Consider the following 23,815-nt stretch of genomic DNA (forward strand, 5'->3'; position numbering starts at 1 on the left):
CCGAAGACACCGACACCGCGGCGGCGGGCCCGACCGTGGCCAGCGACACCGCAGAGGCCTCACCGGCACAGCCAGCAGCCGCGGCCGAGGAGTTCCGCAGCGCCGCCGACTTCCCGGCTAGCACCGAGGTCCTGGTCCCGTCCGGCGCCAAAGCGCGCGCCCGCGCCAACATCGCCGCCATCGAGCTCGTACACACCCTGCGCGACGCCGGTCGCCCGGCGACCCTGCCCGAGCAGCGCATCCTGGCCGCCTGGTCGGGATGGGGAGCCATTCCACAGGTCTTCGACCCCCGCGCCGAGGACTTCACCGCCGAACGAGCTCAACTCGCCGGCCTGCTCACCCCCGAGCAGTATCGTCGCGCCCAGGCCTCCATCCTCAACGCCCACTACACCGACCCCGCCGTGGTGTCGGCGGTCTGGGATGCACTAGGCGCCGCGGGGTTCTCCGGCGGGCCGGTACTTGAACCAGGCTGCGGCAGCGGCACATTCATCGGTCACGCGCCCGAAGGTGCCACCGTGGTCGGTGTCGAGGCAGACGACATCACCGCGGCTATCGCCGCGCTGCTCTACCCCTCAGCTCAGGTCCGCCACGAAGGATTTGAGACCACCCGCGTCCCTGAGGGCAGCTTCACCGCCGCGATCGGCAACGTGCCGTTCGGGCGTTACGCCTTGACCGATCCGCTGCACAATCCGCGCCGACACAGCATCCACAACCACTTCATCGTCAAATCGTTATCTCTGGTGGCCCCCGGCGGATACGTCGCCGTTCTGACCAGCCGCTACACCATGGACTCGGTAAAAGCGACTGCGCGCCAAGACATTGCCCAGCGCGCCGACCTCATCGGTGCATTGCGGTTGCCATCGCAAGCGTTCAGCCGAGTCGCCGGCACCGAAGTCGTGACCGACCTGCTGATCTTCCGTCGCCGCGAACAGGAAGCACAGGTCGATCCCGACGCCCTGGACTGGATCAACACCGAAGACACCGATCTCGTCGACCCGGGAACCGGCGACGAGGAGCGGGTGCCCGTCAACGCCTACTTCCTCAACAACCCGCACCGCGTCTTGGGCGCCACCGAGCTCGGCCACGGTCTGCACGGCTCACCCCAGCTCTACGTCGCCGGCGCCACCGGAGGCGACCTGGCCGACCAGATCCGCCGTCACCTCCAGCCCATGATGGCGGCCGCGGTGGCACGTGGCCTCGGCCTGACCGCCCGCAGCGAGGACCTCTCCGGCGGCTTCGCCGTGGACTTCGCGCCGGGTCTGCGCACCCACGCCACTCAGGTTGACGATCCGCCCCTGTTCACGCTGCGATACAACGCCTCCACACGCAGCATCGACTTCTGGGCCGGCCATGGATGGGAGCCGAACAAGACACCGAAAACCCTCGTCGAGGAAACCAAGGAACTGATCGCACTGCGCGATGTTGCCACCGCGCTCATCGCCGCCCAACGCGACGGCGAGCCCGAGCACGACCGCGATCAGCTGCGCGCTCACCTAAACACGCTGTACGACAACTACGTTCGAAAACGCGGCCCGGTCAACCGCTTCGAGTGGGTGCAGCGCAACGCCACTCAAGCCCTACACGACAAGCGCATCACCAAACTCGAACAAACCTGGCGCGAGCAGGAAGGCACCACCGGTCGCCCCTACGACGGACCCGTGCCCACCGAGCTGGTCGAGCAGTGGGAGACCGAGGCCTGGCAACCACCCGAGCCGTTCAAAAAGTTCCGCCACCTCGAAGGCGGCATGCGCTACGACCCCGGCTGGGCGGTCGTGTCCGCGCTGGAGGATTTCGACGAAGAGACCGGAACTGCCACCAAGGCACCGATATTCACACGCGACGTACTCACCGCTCACATCGAGCGTGCCACCGCCGACACCCCTGAAGAAGCCCTGGCGATGAGCCTCGATCGGACCAGGCGCGTCGACGTCGACCTCATCTGCGAGCTGCTCGGCGTCGGAGAAGACGACACCCGCGCCCTGCTCGACGGCCTGGTCTATCCCAGCCTCGACGATCCCGAAGAGCTGGTCCCAGCTACCACCGCCCTGTCAGGCAATGTGCGCTCCAAGCTCGCCGCCGCAATCGAAGCCGCCGACACCAACGCCGTCTATGAGCCCTACGTCGCGGCGCTGCGCGAGGTGCAGCCCGAGCCACGCGAGGCCGAAGACATCAAGGTCCGCCCGGGCGCACCGTGGATTCCCGCCGCCGTCATCGCCGCCTTCGCCGAAAAGACCTTCGGCATCAATGGTGTTACGGCCGAACACATCGGCGGCCGGTGGACGGTCGACGTGGCCAGCTACAAGCGCCACGGCCGGCTGATGACCGACGAGTGGGGCCTGCAGAAGCGCAACTTCGACGCGGCGAGTCTGCTCGAAGCGGTCTGCAACTCCAAAGCCGTGGTCATCACCACCGAAGAAGGCGACGTCGACGCCCAGGCGACCTTCGCCGCACAAGCCAAATGTGCCAAGATCACCGAAGAGTTCACCCGCTGGCTCTGGTCGGACGACGAGCGCCGCGACACCCTGGTCGCCGAGTACAACCGGCGTTTCAACTCACTGCGCGCCCCCGTGTATGACGGCAGTCAGCTGCGGCTGCCGGGCCTCTCCGATCACTTCACCCCACACCCCTACCAGCGCAACGCCGTCGCCCGCATCACCAACGAGCCCTCCACCCTGCTCGACCACGTGGTCGGTGCAGGCAAGACCGGCACCATGCTGATGGCAGCGATGGAGCTGCGCCGCCTCGGCCTGGTCCGCCAACCTTGGATTGTGGTGCCCAACCACATCATTGAGCAGGTAGGGCGCGAGGCCAAGCAATGGTATCCGGCGGCCAACGTCCTGCTGGGATCCTCGGCCACCACCGCGGAAGGGCGCCGGCGGTTCATCGCCCAGAGCGCCGCCAGCGACTGGGACATAGTGATCGTGCCGCAATCGGCGTTCACCGCCATCAACGTCTCCAATGACGTGCGCACCGCCTACGCCGAACGCCAACTCGACGAGCTGCGCGCCCAGTTGCAGAACGCAACGGTCGAGCGCAGCCAAAAGGCCATCATGCGGGCCATCAAGACCGCCCAGGCGCGCCTGGAGAAACTGATGGCCGCCGAAACCAAAGACGTCGGATTGCGTTTCGAGGAATCGGGCTGTGACTACCTCCTGATCGATGAAGCGCACATGTACAAGAACAAGCAGCGTGTATGCAACATCGACGAGCTTTCGTGCGCGACAGCCGCGCAGCGCGCCGAAGACCTCAGCCTCAAACTCGACGTCCTGCGCGAACGACGCCACGACGAAGCGCGGGCCCGCGGCATCCCCGAGCACGCCGTCGTCGAACGCGTGGCCACCTTCGCCACCGGCACCCCCATCGCCAACTCCCTCGGCGAGCTGTGGGTGATGCAGACCTACCTGCGCCCCGACCTCCTCCAGGCCGCCGGCGTAGCCGATCTCGGCGATTGGGGAGCGGCGTTCACCGCGACCCACACCAGCATCGAAGTCAACGCCACCGGCACCAAACTGCGGCCCGTTACCCGCGTCGCCAAGTACACCAACCTGCCTGAACTGCTGGCGCTGTCGAACGCATACACCGACGTCGTCACTCGCGACCAAGTGCCCGTGGCGCTACCCGAGCTGCGCACCGGGGCCCGCCAGATCATCAGCCTCCAGCCTGACGTCGAGGTCGTCGACTTCATCGCCGACCTGGGCTGGCGCGCCGACCATCTCGACGCCCGAAAGCCCCAGCGCGACAACATCCTCAAGATCAGCAACGACGGCCGCAACGCCTCCCTGGACCCAAGGATGGCCCACCTCGGCGCTCCTGAACACAGCCGGGCCGCCGAGGTCGCCGAACGCGCCATGGGGGTGCATCGCCGCCTGGCCGATGGCCAGTACCGCGATCGCGACACCGGCGAGCTGCTTCCCGCCCGCGGACCGCTGCAACTGATGTTCTGCGACCGCGGCACTCCGTCGAAAGATCCACGCCAGTTCACCATCTACCAAGCCATCAAAGATGAACTTGTCGCTCGAGGAATGCCCCCCGAGGCCGTCCGGTTCGTCCACGAGGCACGCAACCCGGCGCAACTGAAAGCCCTGTTCGCACAATGCAATCGCGGTGAAGTATCGGTTCTCATAGGCAGTACCGAAAAGATGGGCACCGGCACCAACGTGCAGTCACGACTGGCCGCACTGCACCACGTCGACGTGCCCTGGCGGCCGGCCGACCTCGAGCAGCGCGAAGGCCGGATCCTGCGCCAAGGCAATCAAAATGACGAGATCGACATCTTCAACTACGTCACCGAATCCAGCTACGACACAGTGATGTGGCAGCGGGTCCAAGCCAAAGCGCTGTTCATCGAGCAGATGCGCCGCAACGAAGTCCTGGACTCTGAGATTGAGGACCTCGGCGGGGGAGACATCGGCGCCGCAGCGGCCGAAACCAAGGCCATCGCCACCGGCGATCCCCGGTACCTGCGCCAGGTCGAACTCGACGACACCGTGCGACGCCTGACCGCCCTCGACCGGGCACACCAGCAATCAGTACGCAACCGGGACTGGCAGGTCCGCGTCCTCGAACGCGCGATCCCGGCCAAACAGGCCGACATCGAGGCCCTCGCACCGGTAGCGCGTGCCGCGCAGGACCGCGGCGACACACCGCACCGCATCGTCGTCGGCGCCAACACCTTCACCGACCGGACCGAGGCCGCCGCCGCCCTCACGCTGGCGTGCCGCCGCGCCTACATGGCCGGCAAGGACCGCGGCGCCTCCCGCTACGAGCCGATCGGTGCCTCCATCAACGGTGTCGAGGTCCTGGGCGCCCGCGACCTCACCCACGACATGCTGCTGCTGCGGCTGGACGTGCCCTCGCGCACCACCGAGATCGACGGCGCAGAACTGCTGGCCGCCGGATCCACACTCGGACTCGACGTCTCCGGGCCGAAGCAGCACGGGCTGCTGCGCCGCGTCGAAAACCTCTACACCGGACTGCCCGACCACCACATACGTCTGCAGCGCGAACAGGACCGCCAGCGCGAGGAACTCGATGACCTGCTGGCCAATCCGCCGGCCCCCTTCGAGCAGCGCAGCGAACTGGAAGCCAAGCAGGCCGAGCTGTCAGCGCTGACATTAGAGCTGCGGATGGCTGCCGAGAGCCCCGAGGCCAAGGCCCGAGCCGAGGCCGCCAGCAAGCGTATGAAAATGCGCGGCCGCGAACCCGGGTGGAGCTTGACACTCAATCCCACCCCAGCCCTGGTCGAAGAACTCGGCTACCCCAACGCCGACGCGATGCGCCGCGCCGTGCGTATCCGGGAACGGATGGCACTCGAACACCACAAGCGCGATATCGCTGTCCACGACCAGGACCGCACCCGCGACGAGGACAGCCCCGGGCTAGGCCACTAAGTCGGTTCCGCAGCAGGGCGCGGGCGGTAATGCTCGTCGAGCGCTTCTAGATCATTCGCTGGCAGCGTTGACCTGGACTTTTGCAACGACCATTAACAAGCTCTGACGACACGCCGAAGTCTTGTCAAAGTAGGCAAGGCGTGTCCTGTCAATCTTCGTTGCATATCTACAGCAATTGCTGCTGCTGCTGGTAGTGCGCTGCTGCGGCGGCGTCTCTGGCGTGCGCATGTTGGCGACTTGTCCGCAGCGTTGGTTATCGTCACGAAACCAGCGATGCGGGAGGAGACGGGCGTGGGGCGTGTAGTCGCTGACCGCTATGCCGAGATCGAGAACACCCGCCGGGTCGGCGGTCAGTCTGAGGTGTTCCAGGCCGCCGACCTCCATCAGGGCGGTCGCCAGGTCGCGGTCAAGATCGTGCCCTCCACTGCCGATGACATCAACCGGATCTACTTCGAACGCGAGACCGCCGCGTTGCGCAAGCTCAGCCACCCCAACATCGCCTCGCTGATCGACAGCGGCACCGACCCTGGGCAAGGGGTGTATTACGTGGTGCTGGACTGGGTCGACGAAACCATCAGGGATTGGCTGTCGGGCTTTCCGGAGCCGCCGGGCTGGGACGACATCGCCGAGGCCGTCGCCCTTCCGCTGGCCTCTGCGCTGGCCCACTCGCATTCGATGTCGGTGCTGCATCGAGACATCAAGCCGGGCAACGTGTTATGGAACGGGTCGACACCGCTGCTGGCCGACTTCGCGCTGAGCAAGATTAAAGACCAGGTCGCCGCCGCGGGAGACGCCACCGTAGTCGGGATGGCCACGCCGCCGTGGGCGCCTCCCGATCAGGCCTCGCGCGGGTCGGCCCGCTTCGACGTCTACGGGTTAGCGGCGACGCTGCTGCAGTGCGTGAGTGGGATCCAATTGCGCGACTACCCCGACATCAGCCGCGCACTCGACGACGCCGATGTCCCCCGGGACGTGCTCGAGCTGCTGCGTGACGCGCTCAGCGCCGACCCCGACCAGCGCCCGGCCGACGGGCAGGTGTTTCATCTCGCGCTGCAAACCATCCAAACACGGCGAGGTACCCGCTGGCACAAGCAGAAAGAGATCGCGTTCGATCTATCGGGTTCGGCGCGGCGGGCCCTGGAAGCCGGCGGTGACGGGCGCAGCGCTGAGGCGCTGATCGCCGCGCGCCTGGGCACGGCCACCTACGCGGTTCCTCGCCTGAAGAACACCGACACCGGGGGCGCCGCGCTGACCGCCGAGGAGTTCCGCCTCGTCGGTGATCAGCTCGAACTGGTGCTGGCATTCAAGACCTCGCAGAAACTGGTGTGTATCCGGGGCGAGGTCAAAGACTTCGAGCACCTGGAGGTTTGGCGCCGCCACGAGCACGCCGTCACCCTCGACGGCCGCGACTTCGCCTGGACCGCGTCACGGCCGGCCAACCCGCATCAATCCGCACTGGCCACTGACGAACTACACACGATCTTGGCCAAAGCGGTCCAAGACGCCGGCGACAAGGTCAGCGACCGGTTCAAGCAGATGCGACTAACCAACTGGTCGAAGTTGATCGACGCCAAGGAGCAACTGGAAAAGCGCCTCGAAGAACCGATCCGCTATCGGCGGGTCGGACGATCGGGTACTGAGTTCGAAATCGAAGCCAGCACAGCGCAAACCGGGGCGATCCTCGATCAGGAACGCATCGCGCGGCCACTGGATGAGCCCAACGCCCGCGGCATACCTACGAGGATCGTCGACGTCGACGGCCAAGGCCTCACCGTGCAGGTCATCCGGCCCGGCGCCGATCTGCCCGCCAATGGCGTCCTGGTCCGTGACCGCACCCCATCCCATGCCGCCATCCGCCGGCAAAAGAGCGCGCTGGCGGCGCTGCGTGAGGGCAGCGCGGCCCGCCCGCATCTGCGGGAGCTGGTGTTGGACCCGTCGCTGGCCGCTCATCCGCAGCCCGTCTCCTTCGAGCCGACCTTCCCGGATCTGGATGACGACAAGAAGGCCGCGGTGGCCAAAGCGCTCGGGTCCAGCGACCTGTTCCTGGTCGAGGGTCCGCCCGGCACCGGTAAGACGTCGTTCATCTGTGAACTGATCAACCAGTACCTGGCCTTACGTCCCCATGACAAAGTGCTGCTGGTCAGCCAGATGCACGTGGCGATCGATAACGCCATCACCCGCCTCCACGACTCCGGGGTCACCTCGGTCGTGCGGTTGTCCAGCCGCGACGACAACGTCGACCCCGAAGCGGTGCACATGCTGCTGTCCAACAAGCTGCGCACCTGGGCAGCCCAGGTTGCCGACCGTGCGCGCGCGGGTATGTCGGCGCTGGCTCAACGGGAAGGCGTTGCCGTCGAGCACCTTTCGCTCGCGCTGAACGCTGAAGAGGCATCTTCAACGCTGCGCCAGCAAGCCCAGACCGCTGAAGTGCTGGGCCCGCTTGATGACGACGACCGGCTCGACAACGAGGACCTGTCCGAAGAGCGCGCCGAGCTGCTGGCCGACTATCTACGCGCCACCGATCGCGCCGAGGACGCGATCACCGCAGTGAGTGCTGCGGCAACCGAATTGGGCATCCCGCTGGGCAACCAGGTGGGCGAGGCTGAACTGCAGAGTCTGGTCGCCGATCTGCTCGGCGGGGGGCGCGCCGATCATCGTCTGCGTGAACTGATGCGCGCCCAAGGGGATTGGCTGGCCAGCCTCAACGACCCCAGCAGTGCTGAGCCGATGTTCCTGCCCACCCAAAGTGTCGTCGCCGGAACATGTATGGGCTTCTTGGCCAACAGACATATCCAGGAGATGCAGTTCGATCTGTGCATCATCGACGAGGCATCGCGGGCGACGGCACCCGAGCTGCTGGTGCCGATGACGCGCTCCAAACGGTGGGTCATGGTGGGCGACACCAAACAGCTGCCACCGATGGTGGAGGAGGTGTTCGAACACCGCGACCTCGTCGACACCTTCGACCTCGACCAGACCTTCCTGACGTCGTCGCTGTTCGACACCCTCATCGGGGAGGCGCCCGCGGAGTGCAGAACAAGCCTGGTCACCCAACACCGCATGGCCGTGCCGGTCGGCGAGCTGATCTCCGACACGTTCTATGACGGCACGCTGATTCACGATCCGGCGCCGGTCGTGGATCCCGACACCGTCGACCCCGCCGACCGGCTGGTGTGGTTTTCCACCAGCCGACGAAGCAACCGCCACGAGGAGAACAAGCACGCCGGCAGCTCCAGCTCCTCAAACAAACTCGAAGCCGAACAGGTCGCCAAACTCGTCGCGCGTCTCGACGCCGAAATCAGCGCCGGGGCGTACCGCCGCCGCGACGAACACCCGCTGGAAGTGCTTGTCCTGTCCGGGTATCGAGGCCAGTGCACCGAAATCGGACGCGCGTTGCGCCGGCTGACGCTGACCAACATCGAGCCCCAGATCAAGACCGTGGACGCCGTCCAAGGCCGCGAAGCAGACGTCGTCATCTTCTCGGTGACCCGAAGCAACCTGGCCGGCGAGCTCGGCTTCCTGGGCGAGCGGTACCAAGGCCGGATGAACGTCGCGCTCTCTCGCGCGCGCGAGGCGTTGTGGATCGTCGGCGATTCCGACTTCAGCGCCGGCAAGGAAGGACCCTTGCGGCGGGTGCTCGGCCACATCGCATCCTCCGATGCCGGAAGGATCGAATACCTGTGAGCCGTGACATCTACGCCGACGCTGCGCGCCGCAACGCCTACATGCTGCCCGGCCACGTTCTACTGGCCGCCGAGCCGTCGGCGATCCCGGTGTCCACCTTGACCGTTGACGTGCTGGCGGAGCAGGCCGAGGAGCTCGAGGCGTCATCGAAGTACGCGCTGCGCGCCATGCTCAACGGCGTAGACACCGTCGAGGACCTTCAGCTGTTCCTCGGCTTGGATGACGGCGACACCGCGCGGGTCGTCGCCGCGCTGCTGGTGGCCGAGTTCATCGACTACCGGCCCCCTCCCGAAGGCGGAACCCGCCGTCTTTCACTGCTTCCTACCGGACAAGAAGCCGCCCGCGACGCCCACATCCGCCGGCCCCGATCGACGGCGATCCAAGTGGTCTATGACCGGCTCGCCGACACGGTCACCGAGTGGAAGAAGAACTCGCTTCGCCGCGCAATGCAAGCCAAGTCCGATCCCGGGCGCATCCTGATGCCGCCGGCAACGAGCATGCCGGTCAGCCTGGAGAACCTCAGCATCGACGCGGTGTCATCGGCGCTCGGGTCGCGCGGCGAGAGCGTGCGCATCCTGGGCGTCAGCGGGGTCACCGAGAACCGCAACTACTACCACGACGCAATCCTGCTGGTGTTCAAGGACATTGACTCCAATACGCTGCGGCTCGGCGTGGAGATCGACGGCGTGTGGAGCGAACCGCACGCCGCTGCACTCGAGGCGATCGGCGCGGTCGAACGGCTCGGAATTTCGGCCGCCCCGGTCGAGGACCCCCACGAACCGGTCGGCGACCCCGGCCAGCGGCTGTCCCGAGACGAAGTGATCGCGTTGCAGACCGCGATGATTGGCACCGAACAGGCCGAGGACGCCGATGTGCTCAACCGCTCTGCGATTCGATGGCTCGGTGTCTACGAGCACCCGATACGCTTGGATGACGCCCTGTCCAATTCCAAGCGCCGCTTGCTGATTATCAGCCCGTGGATCACCCGGTCAGTCGTCGACGCGCAATGGGTATCCCGTGTGGAGGCGCTCGCGCGCAAGGTCGACGTCACCATCTTTTGGGGTTTCGGCGACAACGAGAAGACCGACCGCACCGCGATCGCGGAGCTGCACGCCGCCGCACAAAGAGCGGACCGGTTGGCGATCGTCAAAGTGGACGACACGCACGCGAAAGTCCTTGTGGGTGATGATTTCTACATCAAGACTTCGTTCAACTGGCTGTCGTTTCGTGGCGACCGATCGCGCAAATACCGGCAGGAAGAGGGCGACCTCGTCCAGGACCAGGTGCTCGCCGACGGCGCCTACGACAGGTACATGACCGAGAATCTCGGCCACGCTCTTGAGGTGATCGGCACCCTGCCTGCGCAGTACCGCGCCCTAGTCGGCCCGGGTGTGAGCACCCGCGCGGCTGCGCCGCCGTCGGCGCAGAAGAAAGCCACCCGGCCCGCGGCCAAAGCGCCGGCGAAATCCGCCGCCCGCGAACGCGGGCCGCATAAACAATCCCCGCGGGCCGACTCGCGCAAGAGGGCCGCGCTGCGCAGCCTCGCTGTGGGACAAACAATGTCGGGCGCGGTGACGAACGTCACCGATTTCGGGGCGTTCGTTAACCTCGGCGACTGCGATGGCCTGATCCATAAGACACGCATGGGCAGACGGCGCAACGACCACCCCTCAGATGTCTTCACCGTCGGCGACGAGGTCTCGGTCATGGTCGTCTCGGTCGACCTCGAACGTGAACGCGTCTCCCTGGCACTCAACACCCTCTAACCAGCACCACCCGCCTGCTTTGGGAGCGGGACCTGTCGGTGCGCGTAGTTATCGTTTGCGCGAGGAGGCAATCGTGGCCAAGAAGCGCCGGCGAACCCGAACTGTGACAGGTGTGCGGTACTGGCATGCCGGCTGGAGCGGCCGCCGCGTCGGCGACCTCTTACTACCGGTCGCGCGCCAGCAAGGTGTGTACGCCGACGTGCTGCGTATGTCGGTTGTGGAGAGCCGCAAACGCACCGCCGACCCTGACCTTGCCTCCGGCCGGATCTACGACATGAACAAGATCTACGTCACCACCGACCGCGACTTCGCTCACGCCTGGGCTGTCTGCGTTCCCGACCCGTCGCTGGTACCGATGCTGCAAGCGCTCTACCGGGTGGGCCAGCGTGCCTACTACGAGGTCGAGTTGCTCGACGCCGACGCCAACCCGCTGCTCACCGCGCCTGAGCCCGACCCGGACTACCCGGGCGGCGGCTCCTACCAAGCCGATCTGGCACGGGTTGTCGCGATCCACCGCCCGCACATGTCTTACACCGTCGGGCAAATCCATATGGCCCGGATGGCCGGCGATCGCGTCTAGATCACCATCGCGCCAGGCCTTGTGTGCTGGGCTTCAACACCAATCCGGGTCAATCGCGACGCTGAAATCGCTGAGCGCCGAGGTCTATTGGAACTGTGGCGTGAAGTAGAGAAGCATGGGCACTTGCGCGCTTCCTGGAATGACGCCATCGAAGCCCTTGGCTCCGATCGCGAGTCCAGCTTCGCTGTAGAGATTGGCCAATTCGGAGGCCGGGTTGAACCCGTATGTGTTCGTACATCCCCCTGAAACTGCTGGGAAGCAGATTTTGGCTGGGCGATCGGCTGGCACCATGCGAAAGGGGCGGTCGGATGTGAAATGTACGGTGCTCCAAATCTGGTTCGGCACTGTATTGGACGAAGCGACGGTGCCCACGATTCGTGCGTCAGTGCTGGGGCAGGAGGAGAGCAAGACTCGTGCAACGGTGTCCCTGGCAGTGGTGTCCAGGTTTCGGTCACCGGTGTTGATCACATAAAAGCGCACGCGATAGGTTCTGCCGGGAACAACTGGTACTCGCTCGTAGTAGCCGTTTATCCCCGTGTATTCAGCGTCGTTGGCGGTCAGCATTCGTATTCGAAGATCCTCGATTGGATCATCGGGGTCTCCCGGCGTGCCGAGAATGACGTTGTCGAATGCGGGCACCGCACCGTTTGGCCAGCTGCGGCCGATTGGGTTCGCCGAAATCAGAGGCCGATCGGGGCCCCAGTCAGTTGCAAATGTGTTGGTGGCGTCCTCACACGTGGGCGGGGGCGGCCCCGGAGGTGGGGCGGGCGGCGCTTCTGCGTCGCCTTGTTGCGGCTGGGAGAAAATTGCGGTGACCGGTTCCCAGGCCAAGGCCAGGCTCGTCCCGGCGGCGAGGACGAGCAGAACCGCGCACAGGGCGGCAAACAATGGTTTGGACACACGCGCTTTGAGGATCTTTTTCTCGAACATCCGCGCCAGAATGGTGAGGCAGGCAATCCAGAGGGCAATGGTGCCGCCGACGGCGGTGACTATGGGCATACCGAGGTGGTGCGCATACCAGATGACCAGGGTGCAGCTCACCAGAAACAGAACCCAGAGTATGAGCTTTCGGCGTACGTCCTGCTCATCGGCTTCGGTTGTCTCGCCCGGCATTCCGTCGGACACCTATTCCCCCTTTGGTCTGAGCTCTGTAGCCCCGACGACGCCGCGGGCTGTGAAGTATAGATTGCCTGGCGCCTCGTGAGCTCGTAAGCACGGCCACGGTGCGCTGGCCTCACGTGTGTGCCTGGCGAGGTGTTCTCGGTAGTCGGCAGCTAACTGTCGCTGTGTCGTTTTGAGGCCGCGTGAGGGAAGGTTTGCCGCCCACAGGCATGGTATGGAGCCGTAATAAGCTCAAGGCGCGTCGCGGTGCCATAACACTTGTTTTGTTCGTGCTGCTATGGGGGCATGCGGTGCCGCTGTGATGGCTACAGGATGCTCGGGGGTATCGCGGGCCCAACATTCGGGCCGGCGCCCGCGCCGCCGGGATCGATCGGCTCCCACTCCTCGGTTTCGCCGTCCCAATCCCACGGATCGGTCGCCGCGGCGAACTGATGGCCGACCGTCTGAAAGTTCGACGCGAGCCGCGCCGACATTTCCTGGGCATTGCTGGCGACCTGCTTGGCCTCGGAGGCCTTACGGTCGAGGAACTCGGCGAGCTGCTCACGGCCGGCGGGAGTACCCAGGCTCGGTTGCATGGCGGCAACACCCAGCTGGATCTCCTGCTGAATCCGCTGCAGCTGCGCCTTTGACTGCGCATCGGCGGTGTGCGTGTCGGTGATGTTCTGTGCCAGACCCTGATCAGCCTGATTCAATGCCTCACGCGTTTTCCGCAGCGCGGCATCGGTCGCGTCGGCTTCCTCAGCGCCCTTACCGGACCAGCCAGCCGGCAACACCGAACCCGGGGGATAGGGACGGTGGTCGGGCACCCACACACCCGACCCCGGCGGGGACTCGGTGTAATTCGGTCCATCCCGATACGCCGGCGGACCCAGCTCACCCGGCTCTTTGAGGATCACGCCGCCATCACCGTGGATACCGTCAAGGGTGGAGCGCGGCATCCCCGAGGAGGTATTCATGTCCTGCTCGGGGATGTAGGGCGGATACTGCGGAACATCCGGGGAGGGGTCATCCCAGGTCGGGATCTGCGGGTAATAGCTGGGCGGCGGGTACGGCGGCAGCGTGGGGTCCGGCGTCGGCGTCTCCAGCGGCGGATTGAGGCCGCCCAGACCGCCGATACCCGTCATCAGGTCGTTGACCTGCTGTTGCCAGAAACCCACGCCACCGAAGATAAGCGCATCGCCTATGCGCTCGCCACCAGCCAGGCAGATATGAACACCCCAAGGGCGCATAATCGAACGTATGTTCGCCCGATGGAGCAGTTCCGCCGAATATCCGACCCTGTTTTCGATGTCCCGACCAGTTTGGGTCCACACAGGCCGGGCCCTGCCGGCGAGCGGGGCGCGGATGGACGAGCTGCCGCTATGGGTTCGCAGCGGTGGCCTACTCATCGAGCCGCGGATGCTCGGCCGTCTGGTGGCGTGGCTGAGGCGCAGCGATGGGGGATGGGTCGCGGTCGTCGAAGTCGATGTGTCGAGCCCGAACCGCCGCTCGTGCGCTACCGCGACTATGTGGCTTCCTGCGGGTGATGTCAGCCCAGTCGACGAGCAGTCCGCGTAGCCCGGTCGGCGGCGCTCAGTTGGCGTCGTCGTCGAACACGGCGGCTAGCTGGTCATCTCCGCGGCGGCGAAGGACCGCGCCGACGTCTTCTTGGCGACAATTCAAGGCGGTCGCGAGCGCTGCGGCGGGCTTGCGAACCGCGTGGCCGAGCAGCTTCTGCAACCGCGCCGTCCCCTGGTCTTCAGCTCCGACGCGGAGCACGTCCAGTGATGCACCGGCGAGCCGGAACACCAGCACCAGTGTGTCGCCAGCGCTCGCGTCCACGGCCGCGGCATGGGCGCGCAGCGAGCCGATGCTGACTCCAGTTGTCGACGCGAGCTTCCAGGACATTGTGACTGGCCCGTGCGGGCTGGCGAATATTCGTTGCTGACCCGGGGAGACACCAACGGCGTCGGCCACTGCGGTGTGCACGGTCTGACCCGACCCGCGTAGGACCTCTGCCGTGACGAGCACAGCTACGCGAATTTCGTTGGCCCCGTTGCGGAAAGCACCGCGGGCCGTGTTCAGCGGCGGCACCGCCGGCCATCCATCAGCCTTGGCCCGCCGGCGTACAACGCCGTCTTCAACGACGAATGCCAGAGTGCCTATGTAGGCCCGGATGGATGTTTCGGCGACGTCCGGATATCGCGCTCGAAGCTCGTTGATCACCGCGGTGACGCTGGCTTCGTCGCCGGCGGCGTCGAGGCGTTCGCCGATCGCATGCACGATGTTGACGTACTCGGGAACGTCCCACGCCTGCAGCCCCCATGTACTTCGGCTGGTGCGAACGAACCGGTCATCCTGGGAGAGCACCGCACTGACGCGCTCGAGGCTGGTGCCTGCGGTGTCGCCGGTTCTGATCGTGGCGAGGATGGCTTCGGCGGTCGCGGGGGTCCCGAGGATCTGAAGCGCGGCCTCGGTCATGTTGGCGGCGGTATCACCTTTCCACCGCACCCACACGTCGCCGAAGCGGCGCAAATCTTTCTGGCCTTGAAGGTAAGTCAGGGCTACCTCGGTCGGTAGTCCCAAGCTCGTCAGCGCGTGGAGCAGGGTGTCGGCGGTGGGGGCAGCCTGGGCGCCGAACACCGCATCGACGGCGGCGAGCACCTGCCCCCGCCCTCCGGCAGGCGTGGAGGTGTCCTCCAGCCAGCTTCCGCGGCGCGAATAAGGGCCGGCGACATGAAGAAGGACCCCGGCGGTCTGAGCGATAGGTTCTATGCCCAGAGAACGAAGTTCGGCGTGGACAGCCTCCACGGGAAGATACGGGCCCAACCGTCGCCGCAACCGATTGGCGTGCTCGCCAACCTCCTGGTGTGCCGGATCGGTGAGCAGCTCTGCGAACCGCGCCCGCGCCCGGCGTAGGTTGCGGCTCACAGAGACCGCGTGCACCCCCAGGCGTTCGGCCACCACGTGCTGAGGAACCGGGTCCAGAGCCCACACCTGTGCCGAAAGGATCTCGCGGTCGAAATCGCTGAGCTGGCCGACCAAGCGCGCCACCGCGGCGTCGGCTCCGACCCGGCCGGCGACGCGTGTATCTCGCTGGACCTGGACCGCTCGCTGCGCAGCTTCGATCAGCGCACGGACCGCCGCGGCGCCCAGCTTGGGGCGCGAAAGCAGTGCCTGCGGAGTTTGGTCCGCGACATCGGCCCAGCGAGGGAAGTCCTCGGCGTAGGCGCCCAGCCGCCTCGGTAACCGGGCGTAGGGAATGGTGAACGAGCCGATGCTGTCGAAGCCCGCAACAAGATCACGCAGACGGGTGCTCAGGATCGCCTGGTTGCGCCACCAGTCCGGATCGCCAAGCTCATCGAGCAGACCCAGCCCGGCTTCCGGGCCGCTCATGATCCTCGTGACTGAAAGTTCGTTGACATAGAGGCGGTTGATCAGAGTGGAGCCGTTTGGGTGTTGCCGAAACACGGCGGGCCCCATAGCCCGCGGCCGGCAGCGCGCGCCTCGTTCTCGGCGGCCGCGATCTCGGGGTGGCGGCTCACCGGCTTGCCGTCGTACACGTACTAGCGCGCCATACCCGCCGCCACGGCGGTGACGGCGAAGTCGCGTCCGTCAGCCAATTCGACGTAGGCCAATGTGCGGCCGTAGCGGTCGTGGGTGTCCTGAGTGGGGTCTGCACTAAGGATGATGCGTTGTCCGGTCAGGGTTTCGGTGGCGAAGCGCTCGGCTTCGGGCCCCCAACAGCCGATAGACCATCCCGGCCGGTGAACTTCGGGCGAGTCGATGCCCAGCAGTCGGACACGAAGTCGGCCGCGGCTGTCGTCGCGGACGTCGATAGTGTCCCCGTCCACCACGCGAAGGACCGTGGCCGTTGGTGGAGCTGGCGTAGCTTCAGCAGCGTGGGAACTAAGAGGGGCGCACGCACTCAGCGCCGTGATGAGCGTGCATGCGAGGCCAAGTAGAACGCCGACCGCGCAGACGCGCAGCGCCGCAAGCGGTTTCGACTCGTACGCTGCAGTCATCGTCTCCTCCGTGCTCACAATCGCGTCAGGCTTTCAGTGTCGGGGTCAGCGCGGCATCCAGGATCTTCGCGTCACGGCTAGCGAGAGTGAGGTTGCGACGCAGCGCTTGGGCAACGATCACCCGATCGAAAGGGTCCCGATGATCCCAGGGAAGTCGCCCGGCAAGGATCGCATCGTCGGAATCGATCGGCAGGTCATCGACGCGCATTGCTTCCAGCTGCCTCGGCCAGGTCGCCAACAGCGTTGAGCCGTCAAGCCGTCCTAGCCGAGTTTTGATCGCAATCTCCCAGGCTGACGCGGCGCTCACCCAGACAGAAGTGGTGGGGTCGCCCAGGTGTGCGAGCGCTTCGGGATCCAGCGTGGTCGGTTCCCTGAGCAGCCACAGCAAGATGTGGGTGTCCAACAGGATGTTCACGGCGACTCGTCGCCCTCCCAGCGGGCAAGCTCGGCATCCGGCAACGGCTCGTCAAAGTCCTGAGGGAAGGACAGGTTCGGCATTTGGCCGAACTGTCGCGGGGTCGGGGTAGCAGGCACCAATCGTGCGACATCGCGACCGTGATTGGTGATGATCACCGTCTTTCCGGTCCGCTCGACGTCGGCGAGTAGCGCGTTGAGCCGATTCTTGGCATCAGTGCTGGAAACCTTCTCAACGGTCATATCGATCAGTGTACCGCTGATAACGCCTTTCGCGCTAGCTGCAGTAGCGCGTTTGGTCGATGGGATGTCGGCGGCACCAGCGACAATGGCCCTATGAGCGACGATGGCGCTGGTCGGCACGTGCGGCAGGCCCCTCGCAAGCGGAATGGGGAGCTGTCCGTGGGCGATTTCACGATGCTGGTCCGCGTGCCCGGCAAGCCGGCCGCAGTGCGGGTGTACACCGACGACGGAACGCGACGAGGCCGCCCGCTACGCAGCGGACTACGGGGGAGTCGTTGTCCCGCTGCCGCTTTCGACACCGTCCGGCTAGCTCGGTCGCACACTGGGGGAGTAGGTCCACGTCGGCGACTTCCGTCGTCGCGTCCGGGATGGCGTTACGTTAAGCGGTGGTTCCGCTGAGGTCTGTCCTCAGTGCTCTTGCTGCGCAGGCTTTAGCGCGCAGGCAGCGCCACCCCCCGATGCGCCGTCCGGTACAAACGCCTCGATGGCGGTGCGGCCGCAGACGCTGCACTCCTTGCGAACCGGTCCGCGCCGCGGCGTGTGGCTGGGTGTTCTGCCCAGGGCTTGGGCGACCAAGCCGCACACCAGCATCGCCAAGAAGACGCACATCACGATTCTGCCGACGATCGGCATTTCGGCGAAGTCGGCGACGCCCCAGGCGAGCTGCCAGGCGGTGTAGCCGAATATGACGGCGGGGGCTAGTGCCCACAACGCTTCCCGTGCGCGGCGCGGAGCAGTTTTCGGCTGGTCGGGTTCGCAGCGCTCTATGCCCATACGCTGATTATGGCCGGTGAGTACGACATCGCGGTGCACCAAGTTGGATCGTTTGGCTAGATCGGGTTCAGTCGCCCCCGTGGTCCGTTCCTTCGCGGCGAAGGGATGCTTCGGCGCGTTCCAGTAGGGTGCCCGGCATCGAATCAGGTGGGGGAGTCGCCGCGATCGCGGCCGCGATGGCGGTGTCGATCGCGCCCGTGCTCCAACCCTGGGCTGGCGTTTCCGGTGCTTGATCCCACGGGGTGTCGAGGTCGACGGTCACGGTGACCGGGACGGGCAGATGGAGGGGGGCCAGCTGCTCTCGTACCGCATCGGCGAGCCGATTCCCGTAGTCCGCCAAGTCGGCTCGCTGCTGCGCCGCCAGGCGATCTTGGAGAACGCCTAGGGCCTCGATGGCGTCCTCTTGGGCTTGCTCTTCGGCGCTGAGCGGCGTGGGGTTTTCTCGCTCGGCTGCCTGCCATGCCTCGATCTGTTCAACGGTTGGTGGCGGTGGGGGAGAACCGGGCCTGACCTCATATCCGAGGTCGATTGCCCACTGGTAAAGCTGGGGATCGGCATCACCGGAGTACATGATGCCGGGGCGAATCGCGTTGACGCGACGTTCGATCTCGGCTTCGGCGGCGTCCATTTCCTCGAAATCGTTCGACGAATCATGGTCGAACAGAATGCGTTCGGGGTTCAGGACGACGTTCACGGGTTCGGTGCGGTGGCGCCATAGATCCCATTCGTCGTGTCCGACCGCGGCGCGCAGGGCGTCGCCCACCACGGAGGCCTCCCAGGATCCAGGCCGACCGGCCAAAATCGTGTCGATGCCGCCGGCGTTGGCTGCTGCGCCGGCCAGGGCCTCGGTCACGAAGGCGGCCCAGTCGATCGGTAGCGCCGAGCGTGGGTCGGGGTCGGGTTCCCATTGACCTGAACTCGTTTGGCGCATGGGCTGATTGGTGAGGCGGCTGGCTTCGGTGAGTACGCTGATGGCGTCGTGGAGCACCTCGTCGTGGGGCCGCGGGATGGCGGCCTGGTCGTCGGTGAGGTACCCGGTGTCGAATAGTGCCGCCGAGAGGACCTCGCGATACGGGCGGCCGATAACGCGCGCCACCGCAGCAAGATTCGTGCGGTCCGGCAGCCGGCTCACACCGTTGATTCGCCACTTGCGCAGATTCTCGCGGCTGACACCGATACGACGCGCCAGCTCGGCCTCGCTGACTCCATGCGCGTTCCTGTAGCGGTCGATCAGCTCCACGAGGCGAGGGGTTGCCATACCGCCAAGCATTCTGAGAAACTGCGCTGATGTCAAGTATCAGTATGCGCAACCGCCAACTTAGAGTTGACATAACGGATGTTACATTGCATGCCAGTCCGAGCGACTACCAAAAAGCGGCGGCTTAGAGATCTCGCCACTTGGAGCAAATGACAGCATGCCGCCGCTCTGACGAGATGTTGTCACGTGACAAAAGCAGGTTCGTCCCTTACCGACTATCCAAAAAGTCCCTAGGTGGATTTCTTGGGGCTCACTGCAACGTGTCCTGTCTGGCATCGCTAGCGTCCAGTGCTAGCATGATGCAGTGGCAAGAATGATCACGTTGCGTTTGTCCGATACGGCGTACGAGTCCGTCAAACGATATGCCGACGAAGATCAGCTGTCGATGAACTCCTGGATCGAGAGCCTCCTCGATATTGAGGATATGCGGCGTCGGTGTGCGGCACACGATGAGTGGATGCGAGCACACCCCGATGCAACGGCGTTCAGCGAGGCGTGGGCAGACCGCAATCTCGATGAGTTAGCGGAGCGTTGAGCCACTCCCCGCGGCGGGGCGACATCTGGTCAACCGACGCCGGTGTCAGCGTGCTTGTCATCTCCTCCACCGTGTACAACGAGATTCCAAGTGAGCCGACAGTCATCGTCGTGCCGGTATTCGCCACCGAGCCCGACACCGGATTTGGCGTGGATCTAGGCGAGAGTGACTGGGCTGCACCAGGACTGGTCACTAGCATGCGCAAGACCAGACTAAGCGCACGCCGCCGCCGGATTGATGTCCAAGCCCTCACCGACATCAATAACATGCTCTTCAAGATTCTCGCGACGCCGGATCGGTGACAGGGTCTCGGCTTGCATTCCGGAGCCGAGCCTCGGTCGGACAGACTGCCCAGAAACCGCAGGAGCTACTGTTCCCGCTGCTTGTCGATCAGGCCGTACAGCGGGTTCTTAGCGGCTGCTGCGCGGTTCTGCGTTCCCGCGCCATCGACGTAGCGCTGCGACGTCACCATCGACTCGTGTCCGAGAAGCTTCATCAGCGCGTAGACGCTGACGTTGCCGTTCGCGAGTTCGGTGGCGAACGTGTGCCGGAAGCCGTGCACCAGAACCCCCGTCGCGCGTTGGCTGTTCAGCCCTGCCTTCTTGAAGGCGCGCAGCACTCGGTACTGCAGGGTGCCCCGGGTGATGCGTAGACCGTCACTGCCGACGAATAGTGGGGCCATGGCGGGCCAGGCGGCCAGTCCGTCGTCAGTGAGCCGCCGGCGTTTGACGCTGGCTGGAAAGCGGACCGCCCTAGATTTTAGGTAGCCCTCGAGTTCGTGAATCAGTGCGAATTCCACCGGTATTCGGCGGTCCTTGTTTCCTTTGCCCCGCACATGAAGGACACCGCCGTCGTCTGTCGGTCGGACGTCGCCGATGTTGGCGCGCACAAGCTCGTCTGCGCGCAATCCGGCGAGCACCGCCGTCAGCACGATCATCCGGTCGCGTTCAGCCCAGTCGGAGTGACGCGCGGAACCGTGGTCTCGGTCGATCACATTCAGCAGTTCGGAAATCGTTTCAGTTCCTAGCCCTTTCGGGAGTGTCTTCGCCACTTTGGGTCGGCCAATCAGCGGCATCGGATTGCCCGTGATGAGCTCGCCGGTATAGAGGAAGTCGCACAACGTGTTCCAATTTGACCAGCAGCGCCGGATAGATGCCGCCTCATGGGTGTCGGCATATTCCGCGAAAGCCGCCCGCATCGCATCCTTCGTGATAGCGGCTGGCGTCAAGTGCCTGACAATCCCGGGATCACCGGCTAGCAGGGTAGCGATTGCAACGAAATCCTGTCGGTACGCCTTGGTGGTATGCGGTGAGGGCTTGCGGATGGCTCGATCCGCCAGAAACGCCAGAAACCACCCGGGGTAGGGCGATTCATCATCATCAAGGCGGCCCGGCACCGGTGTCATGAAGCAATAATCGCACATTTGATGGATAACGAATGTTATCCATCAGTTTTGGTTGTTCATAGGTTCTGATGTCCATCTGACGGTGACTCTGCAGGATCATGGCGGGGCACCGCTCGATGAGGATGACCCTGATTGTCGTGCAGGAGCCGTCCGCGTACTTGGGGCCTCCGCTCGCCGGGCTGCCCTCAGGAGCATCAGGAGATGATCGATCTCGACGCGCTGAGTCGGGCCGATGCGTGCAGCGGGCGGGACTCTCATAGTCCGAGATGAAATCACGTGTGCAGCGCGGGCGACGTCGGCTTGGCTTGGGCAGTGTTGAGCCTTAACCTCGACGGCCGACGGCTTGCCGATGGATTACAACCCGCCGCCGGGCTGCGGTTGCGGAGATCACACTCGCATCCTGGGGCCCCGGCCACTCCCGATGATTCTGCGAGAAAAGTTGTGCGCCGGGGCCGTGCGCTTTAGGCGGCCACGCCGAGTTTCGTTGCACTGTCGAAGGTGTCGTCGACCAGCACGACGGACCGGGCCCGACGATCGAGCATGGACGCTGCGATCGATGCTCGGTATCCGGACCCGCAGTGCACCCACACTTCGCGGCTGGGCACCTCCTCGAGCCGGTCAGCGAGTTCGTGCAGGGGGATGTTGATCGCACCGGGGATGTGGCTGTCGTTGTGTTCGCCCTCCTGGCGGACGTCTAGGACGGTGACGGGGCCGTCTTGTAGGGCAGCGGCCAGGCCACCGAAGTCTGCGACACGATAGGACCTCAGCGGGGTGCCGTTGGCCATCACTGATACGTCGCCGACCGCGGAACCAGTGACGCTGTCGACACCGATCCGGACGAGTTCACGTCGAGCATCGGCGATCTGCTCCCTATTTGCCCCGATCAATGTCAGCGGGGCACCCCATCGGAAGAGCCATCCGAGGTAGGTGACGAAAGACGTGGACAACTCAAATCCGAGGCTGCCGTCGAGGTGACCGGCGGCGAAGGCGGTGCGGCTGCGTAGGTCGACAACCCACTCGCCGTTGTCGATGCGGCGACGCAGTTCGGCGGGGTCGACCGGCTCGGGCATCGAGAGGTCCACAGGTGCCGGGCCCCTCGTGTTGATGACGCCCATGTGGGCGTAGTAAGCGGGATAAGCCGACAACCCGGCGATCAGTTCGTCGACGTAATGCTGCTCGTCCTGCGTCAGAGCGGGATTGTTGTTGCGCTGTTCGGCGATGGTCGACGAGTCACCGCTGCTGGGCGTGGCCGAGCAGAAGCTGCCGAACCCGTGGGTGGGGTAGACCTCGGCGTCGTCGGGGAGTTCATTGGCCAGGCGCCGCACAGAATGGAATTGGGCATGGGTGAGATCGTCGGTGTGTGCGGGGCCGAGGAGGTCGGTGCGTCCGGTGGTGCCGTGCAGCATCGAGCCGCCGGTAAACACCCCGACCGCTGAGCCGGTGCGGTCGCGGAGCACGTAGCTCATGTGGTGGTGGGTGTGACCGGGAGTGTGGACAGCCTGTAGCTGGATTGACCCTGCGTCGATGACGTCACCGTCCGCGATGGCGCGGCGCTGGTATTCGACGTCATCTCCGGCGGGGACTATGTATTCGGCTTCCACGGTTCGGGAGAGTTCCAGTCCGCCGGTGACGTAGTCGTTGTGAATGTGGGTTTCTAGGACATGGGTTATCCGGACACCGCTGTCGCGGGCCAGGTCGAGGACGCGGTCGATGTCGCGTTGCGGGTCGATGACGACGGCGACGTCGCCATCGGTGACCATGTAGCTGCGGTCGCCGAGTCCTGAAGTTTCGATGATGGACACCTTCATGAGGTTCTCCTCCTTGGTTTTCGTTATTGGGCTGCGTGTTGCAGCAGTGTTGTGTCGATGACGACGTAGGCAGCGACGATGAAGACGAGGTACGCGAACCAGTGGCGCAGCCGGTCGGTGTTGAGTTTGGTGCCCAGTTGCCCGGCTATCAGCGACCCGACGATGGCGGTGCCGACGAACGCCGCCGTGATCGCCCAGTTGATCTCGGCGTCGCGCAGGTGAGCCACAACACCGCCCGCCGAGTTCGCGGCGATGATGACCAAGGAGGTGCCGATGGCTAACGACATCTCGACCCCGAGCATCAGCACGAGGGCGGGGATGATCAGGAATCCACCACCGACGCCGAATAGCCCGGTGAGCAGACCCACACCGAAGCCGGTCGGGATGGATCGGGGTGCGCAGCGCCGCCAGTTGATCCCTTCATCGCCGACTTCGCATGCGGTGCCTGTGTCACCGGTGTCCCGCAACATCCGTATCCCGGCTGCCACCATCACGGCGGCGAAGCCGATCATGATGGCCGCCTCGGGGAGGTGGTCGCTGATGACTGATCCGACGAATGTGGCCGGGATGCCGAATAGCGCGAAGATTCCGGCCAGTCGCCACTGCACCTGGCCTGCGCGCACTTTCGGGACGGCACCGAAGGCGGACGCCACGCCGACCACGATCAACGAAATCAGGATTGCTTGCGAGGTGCCAAGTCCCAGGGCGTAGACCAACGCTGGTACGGCCATGATCGATCCGCCGCCACCAAGGAGTCCAAGTAGGACGCCGATGACAGCGCCGACGACGAGCGCGAGGGCGATGGTCATTATCGTGTGCAGTCGTAGAGTCC

The 23,815-nt window shown here is 65.1% G+C and carries 18 protein-coding genes; 7 read left to right on the top strand and 11 right to left on the bottom strand.

Annotation, left to right across the window (positions count from 1 at the left end; genetic code table 11):
• The first annotated feature begins 35 nt into the window (after positions 1-35).
• The 4 genes from G6N42_RS30335 (at position 36) to G6N42_RS30350 (ending at position 11,420) form a co-directional block, all read left to right on the top strand.
• Positions 36-5,390 carry a helicase-like domain-containing protein gene (locus G6N42_RS30335; protein WP_163738844.1) on the top strand — a complete coding sequence of 1,785 codons (5,355 nt, stop codon included), beginning with the start codon at positions 36-38 and terminating at the stop codon, positions 5,388-5,390.
• A 291-nt stretch (positions 5,391-5,681) separates the two neighbouring features.
• Positions 5,682-9,074 carry a serine/threonine-protein kinase gene (locus G6N42_RS30340; RefSeq protein ID WP_163738848.1) on the top strand — a complete coding sequence of 1,131 codons (3,393 nt, stop codon included), beginning with the start codon at positions 5,682-5,684 and terminating at the stop codon, positions 9,072-9,074.
• Positions 9,071-10,840 carry a S1 RNA-binding domain-containing protein gene (locus tag G6N42_RS30345; protein ID WP_163738851.1) on the top strand — a complete coding sequence of 590 codons (1,770 nt, stop codon included), beginning with the start codon at positions 9,071-9,073 and terminating at the stop codon, positions 10,838-10,840. The genes G6N42_RS30340 and G6N42_RS30345 overlap by 4 nt, the downstream gene beginning before the upstream one ends.
• 73 nt (positions 10,841-10,913) lie before the next feature.
• Positions 10,914-11,420: a hypothetical protein gene (locus G6N42_RS30350; RefSeq protein ID WP_163738854.1), complete on the top strand. Its 507-nt coding sequence runs from the start codon at positions 10,914-10,916 to the stop codon at positions 11,418-11,420.
• 84 nt (positions 11,421-11,504) lie between these two features.
• Here G6N42_RS30350 and G6N42_RS30355 read toward each other — a convergent pair whose 3' ends face one another.
• Together G6N42_RS30355 and G6N42_RS30360 are read right to left on the bottom strand one after the other, a co-directional pair.
• Complete coding sequence (locus G6N42_RS30355; RefSeq protein ID WP_163738857.1) at positions 11,505-12,545, bottom strand: hypothetical protein; 1,041 nt, start codon at positions 12,543-12,545, stop codon at positions 11,505-11,507.
• A 302-nt stretch (positions 12,546-12,847) separates the two neighbouring features.
• Positions 12,848-13,699, bottom strand: a complete 852-nt coding sequence (locus tag G6N42_RS30360) for a DUF4226 domain-containing protein (protein WP_163738860.1) — start codon at positions 13,697-13,699, stop codon at positions 12,848-12,850.
• 130 nt (positions 13,700-13,829) lie between these two features.
• Between G6N42_RS30360 and G6N42_RS30365 the strand changes: the two genes are divergently transcribed.
• Positions 13,830-14,099 carry a hypothetical protein gene (locus G6N42_RS30365; protein ID WP_232076849.1) on the top strand — a complete coding sequence of 90 codons (270 nt, stop codon included), beginning with the start codon at positions 13,830-13,832 and terminating at the stop codon, positions 14,097-14,099.
• A 15-nt stretch (positions 14,100-14,114) separates the two neighbouring features.
• Here G6N42_RS30365 and G6N42_RS30370 read toward each other — a convergent pair whose 3' ends face one another.
• From G6N42_RS30370 to G6N42_RS30395, 6 genes are all read right to left on the bottom strand, one after another.
• Positions 14,115-15,917: a winged helix-turn-helix domain-containing protein gene (locus G6N42_RS30370; RefSeq protein WP_232076852.1), complete on the bottom strand. Its 1,803-nt coding sequence runs from the start codon at positions 15,915-15,917 to the stop codon at positions 14,115-14,117.
• A 170-nt stretch (positions 15,918-16,087) separates the two neighbouring features.
• On the bottom strand, positions 16,088-16,378 hold the full coding sequence (locus G6N42_RS31415; RefSeq protein ID WP_232076854.1) for a thermonuclease family protein: 291 nt from the start codon (positions 16,376-16,378) through the stop codon (positions 16,088-16,090).
• A 193-nt stretch (positions 16,379-16,571) separates the two neighbouring features.
• Positions 16,572-16,961, bottom strand: a complete 390-nt coding sequence (locus G6N42_RS30380) for a type II toxin-antitoxin system VapC family toxin (RefSeq protein ID WP_163738869.1) — start codon at positions 16,959-16,961, stop codon at positions 16,572-16,574.
• Positions 16,958-17,203: a type II toxin-antitoxin system Phd/YefM family antitoxin gene (locus G6N42_RS30385; RefSeq protein WP_163738872.1), complete on the bottom strand. Its 246-nt coding sequence runs from the start codon at positions 17,201-17,203 to the stop codon at positions 16,958-16,960. Before G6N42_RS30385 ends, G6N42_RS30380 begins: the two co-directional genes overlap by 4 nt.
• A 408-nt stretch (positions 17,204-17,611) precedes the next feature.
• Entirely contained in the window at positions 17,612-17,977 is a 366-nt protein-coding gene (locus G6N42_RS30390; protein WP_163738874.1) for a hypothetical protein, read from the bottom strand.
• A gap of 67 nt (positions 17,978-18,044) precedes the next feature.
• Positions 18,045-19,235 (bottom strand): helix-turn-helix domain-containing protein, encoded by a 1,191-nt coding sequence (locus G6N42_RS30395; RefSeq protein WP_163738877.1) that lies wholly within the window; start codon positions 19,233-19,235, stop codon positions 18,045-18,047.
• 304 nt (positions 19,236-19,539) lie between these two features.
• Between G6N42_RS30395 and G6N42_RS30400 the strand changes: the two genes are divergently transcribed.
• Together G6N42_RS30400 and G6N42_RS30405 are read left to right on the top strand one after the other, a co-directional pair.
• A complete protein-coding gene (locus G6N42_RS30400) occupies positions 19,540-19,770 on the top strand; it encodes an OTU domain-containing protein (RefSeq protein ID WP_174262314.1) in 231 nt (76 codons plus the stop codon).
• A complete protein-coding gene (locus G6N42_RS30405) occupies positions 19,767-20,072 on the top strand; it encodes a type II toxin-antitoxin system PemK/MazF family toxin (RefSeq protein WP_163738880.1) in 306 nt (101 codons plus the stop codon). Before G6N42_RS30400 ends, G6N42_RS30405 begins: the two co-directional genes overlap by 4 nt.
• A 65-nt stretch (positions 20,073-20,137) precedes the next feature.
• Here G6N42_RS30405 and G6N42_RS30410 read toward each other — a convergent pair whose 3' ends face one another.
• The 3 genes from G6N42_RS30410 to G6N42_RS30420 form a co-directional block, all read right to left on the bottom strand.
• Positions 20,138-21,175 (bottom strand): tyrosine-type recombinase/integrase, encoded by a 1,038-nt coding sequence (locus G6N42_RS30410; RefSeq protein ID WP_163738884.1) that lies wholly within the window; start codon positions 21,173-21,175, stop codon positions 20,138-20,140.
• Between the two features lie 461 nt (positions 21,176-21,636).
• Positions 21,637-22,983: an MBL fold metallo-hydrolase gene (locus tag G6N42_RS30415; protein ID WP_163738887.1), complete on the bottom strand. Its 1,347-nt coding sequence runs from the start codon at positions 22,981-22,983 to the stop codon at positions 21,637-21,639.
• Positions 22,984-23,006: 23 nt separating this feature from the next.
• Positions 23,007-23,792, bottom strand: coding sequence for a sulfite exporter TauE/SafE family protein (locus tag G6N42_RS30420; protein WP_163738890.1), 786 nt, complete (start codon positions 23,790-23,792; stop codon positions 23,007-23,009).
• Positions 23,793-23,815: the final 23 nt, after the last annotated feature.

The organism is Mycobacterium gallinarum, assembly GCF_010726765.1.
Taxonomy (GTDB): Bacteria; Actinomycetota; Actinomycetes; order Mycobacteriales; family Mycobacteriaceae; genus Mycobacterium; species Mycobacterium gallinarum.

Coding starts and splice junctions, on each gene's coding strand:
- G6N42_RS30370 (WP_232076852.1), bottom strand. CDS start 15,917: ATGAGCGGCCCGGAAGCCGGGCTGGGTCTGCTCGATGAGCTTGGCGAT.
- G6N42_RS30390 (WP_163738874.1), bottom strand. CDS start 17,977: ATGGGCATAGAGCGCTGCGAACCCGACCAGCCGAAAACTGCTCCGCGC.
- G6N42_RS30395 (WP_163738877.1), bottom strand. CDS start 19,235: ATGGCAACCCCTCGCCTCGTGGAGCTGATCGACCGCTACAGGAACGCG.
- G6N42_RS30415 (WP_163738887.1), bottom strand. CDS start 22,983: ATGAAGGTGTCCATCATCGAAACTTCAGGACTCGGCGACCGCAGCTAC.
- G6N42_RS30385 (WP_163738872.1), bottom strand. CDS start 17,203: ATGACCGTTGAGAAGGTTTCCAGCACTGATGCCAAGAATCGGCTCAAC.
- G6N42_RS30420 (WP_163738890.1), bottom strand. CDS start 23,792: ATGACCATCGCCCTCGCGCTCGTCGTCGGCGCTGTCATCGGCGTCCTA.
- G6N42_RS30365 (WP_232076849.1), top strand. CDS start 13,830: ATGTCCCGACCAGTTTGGGTCCACACAGGCCGGGCCCTGCCGGCGAGC.
- G6N42_RS30410 (WP_163738884.1), bottom strand. CDS start 21,175: ATGACACCGGTGCCGGGCCGCCTTGATGATGATGAATCGCCCTACCCC.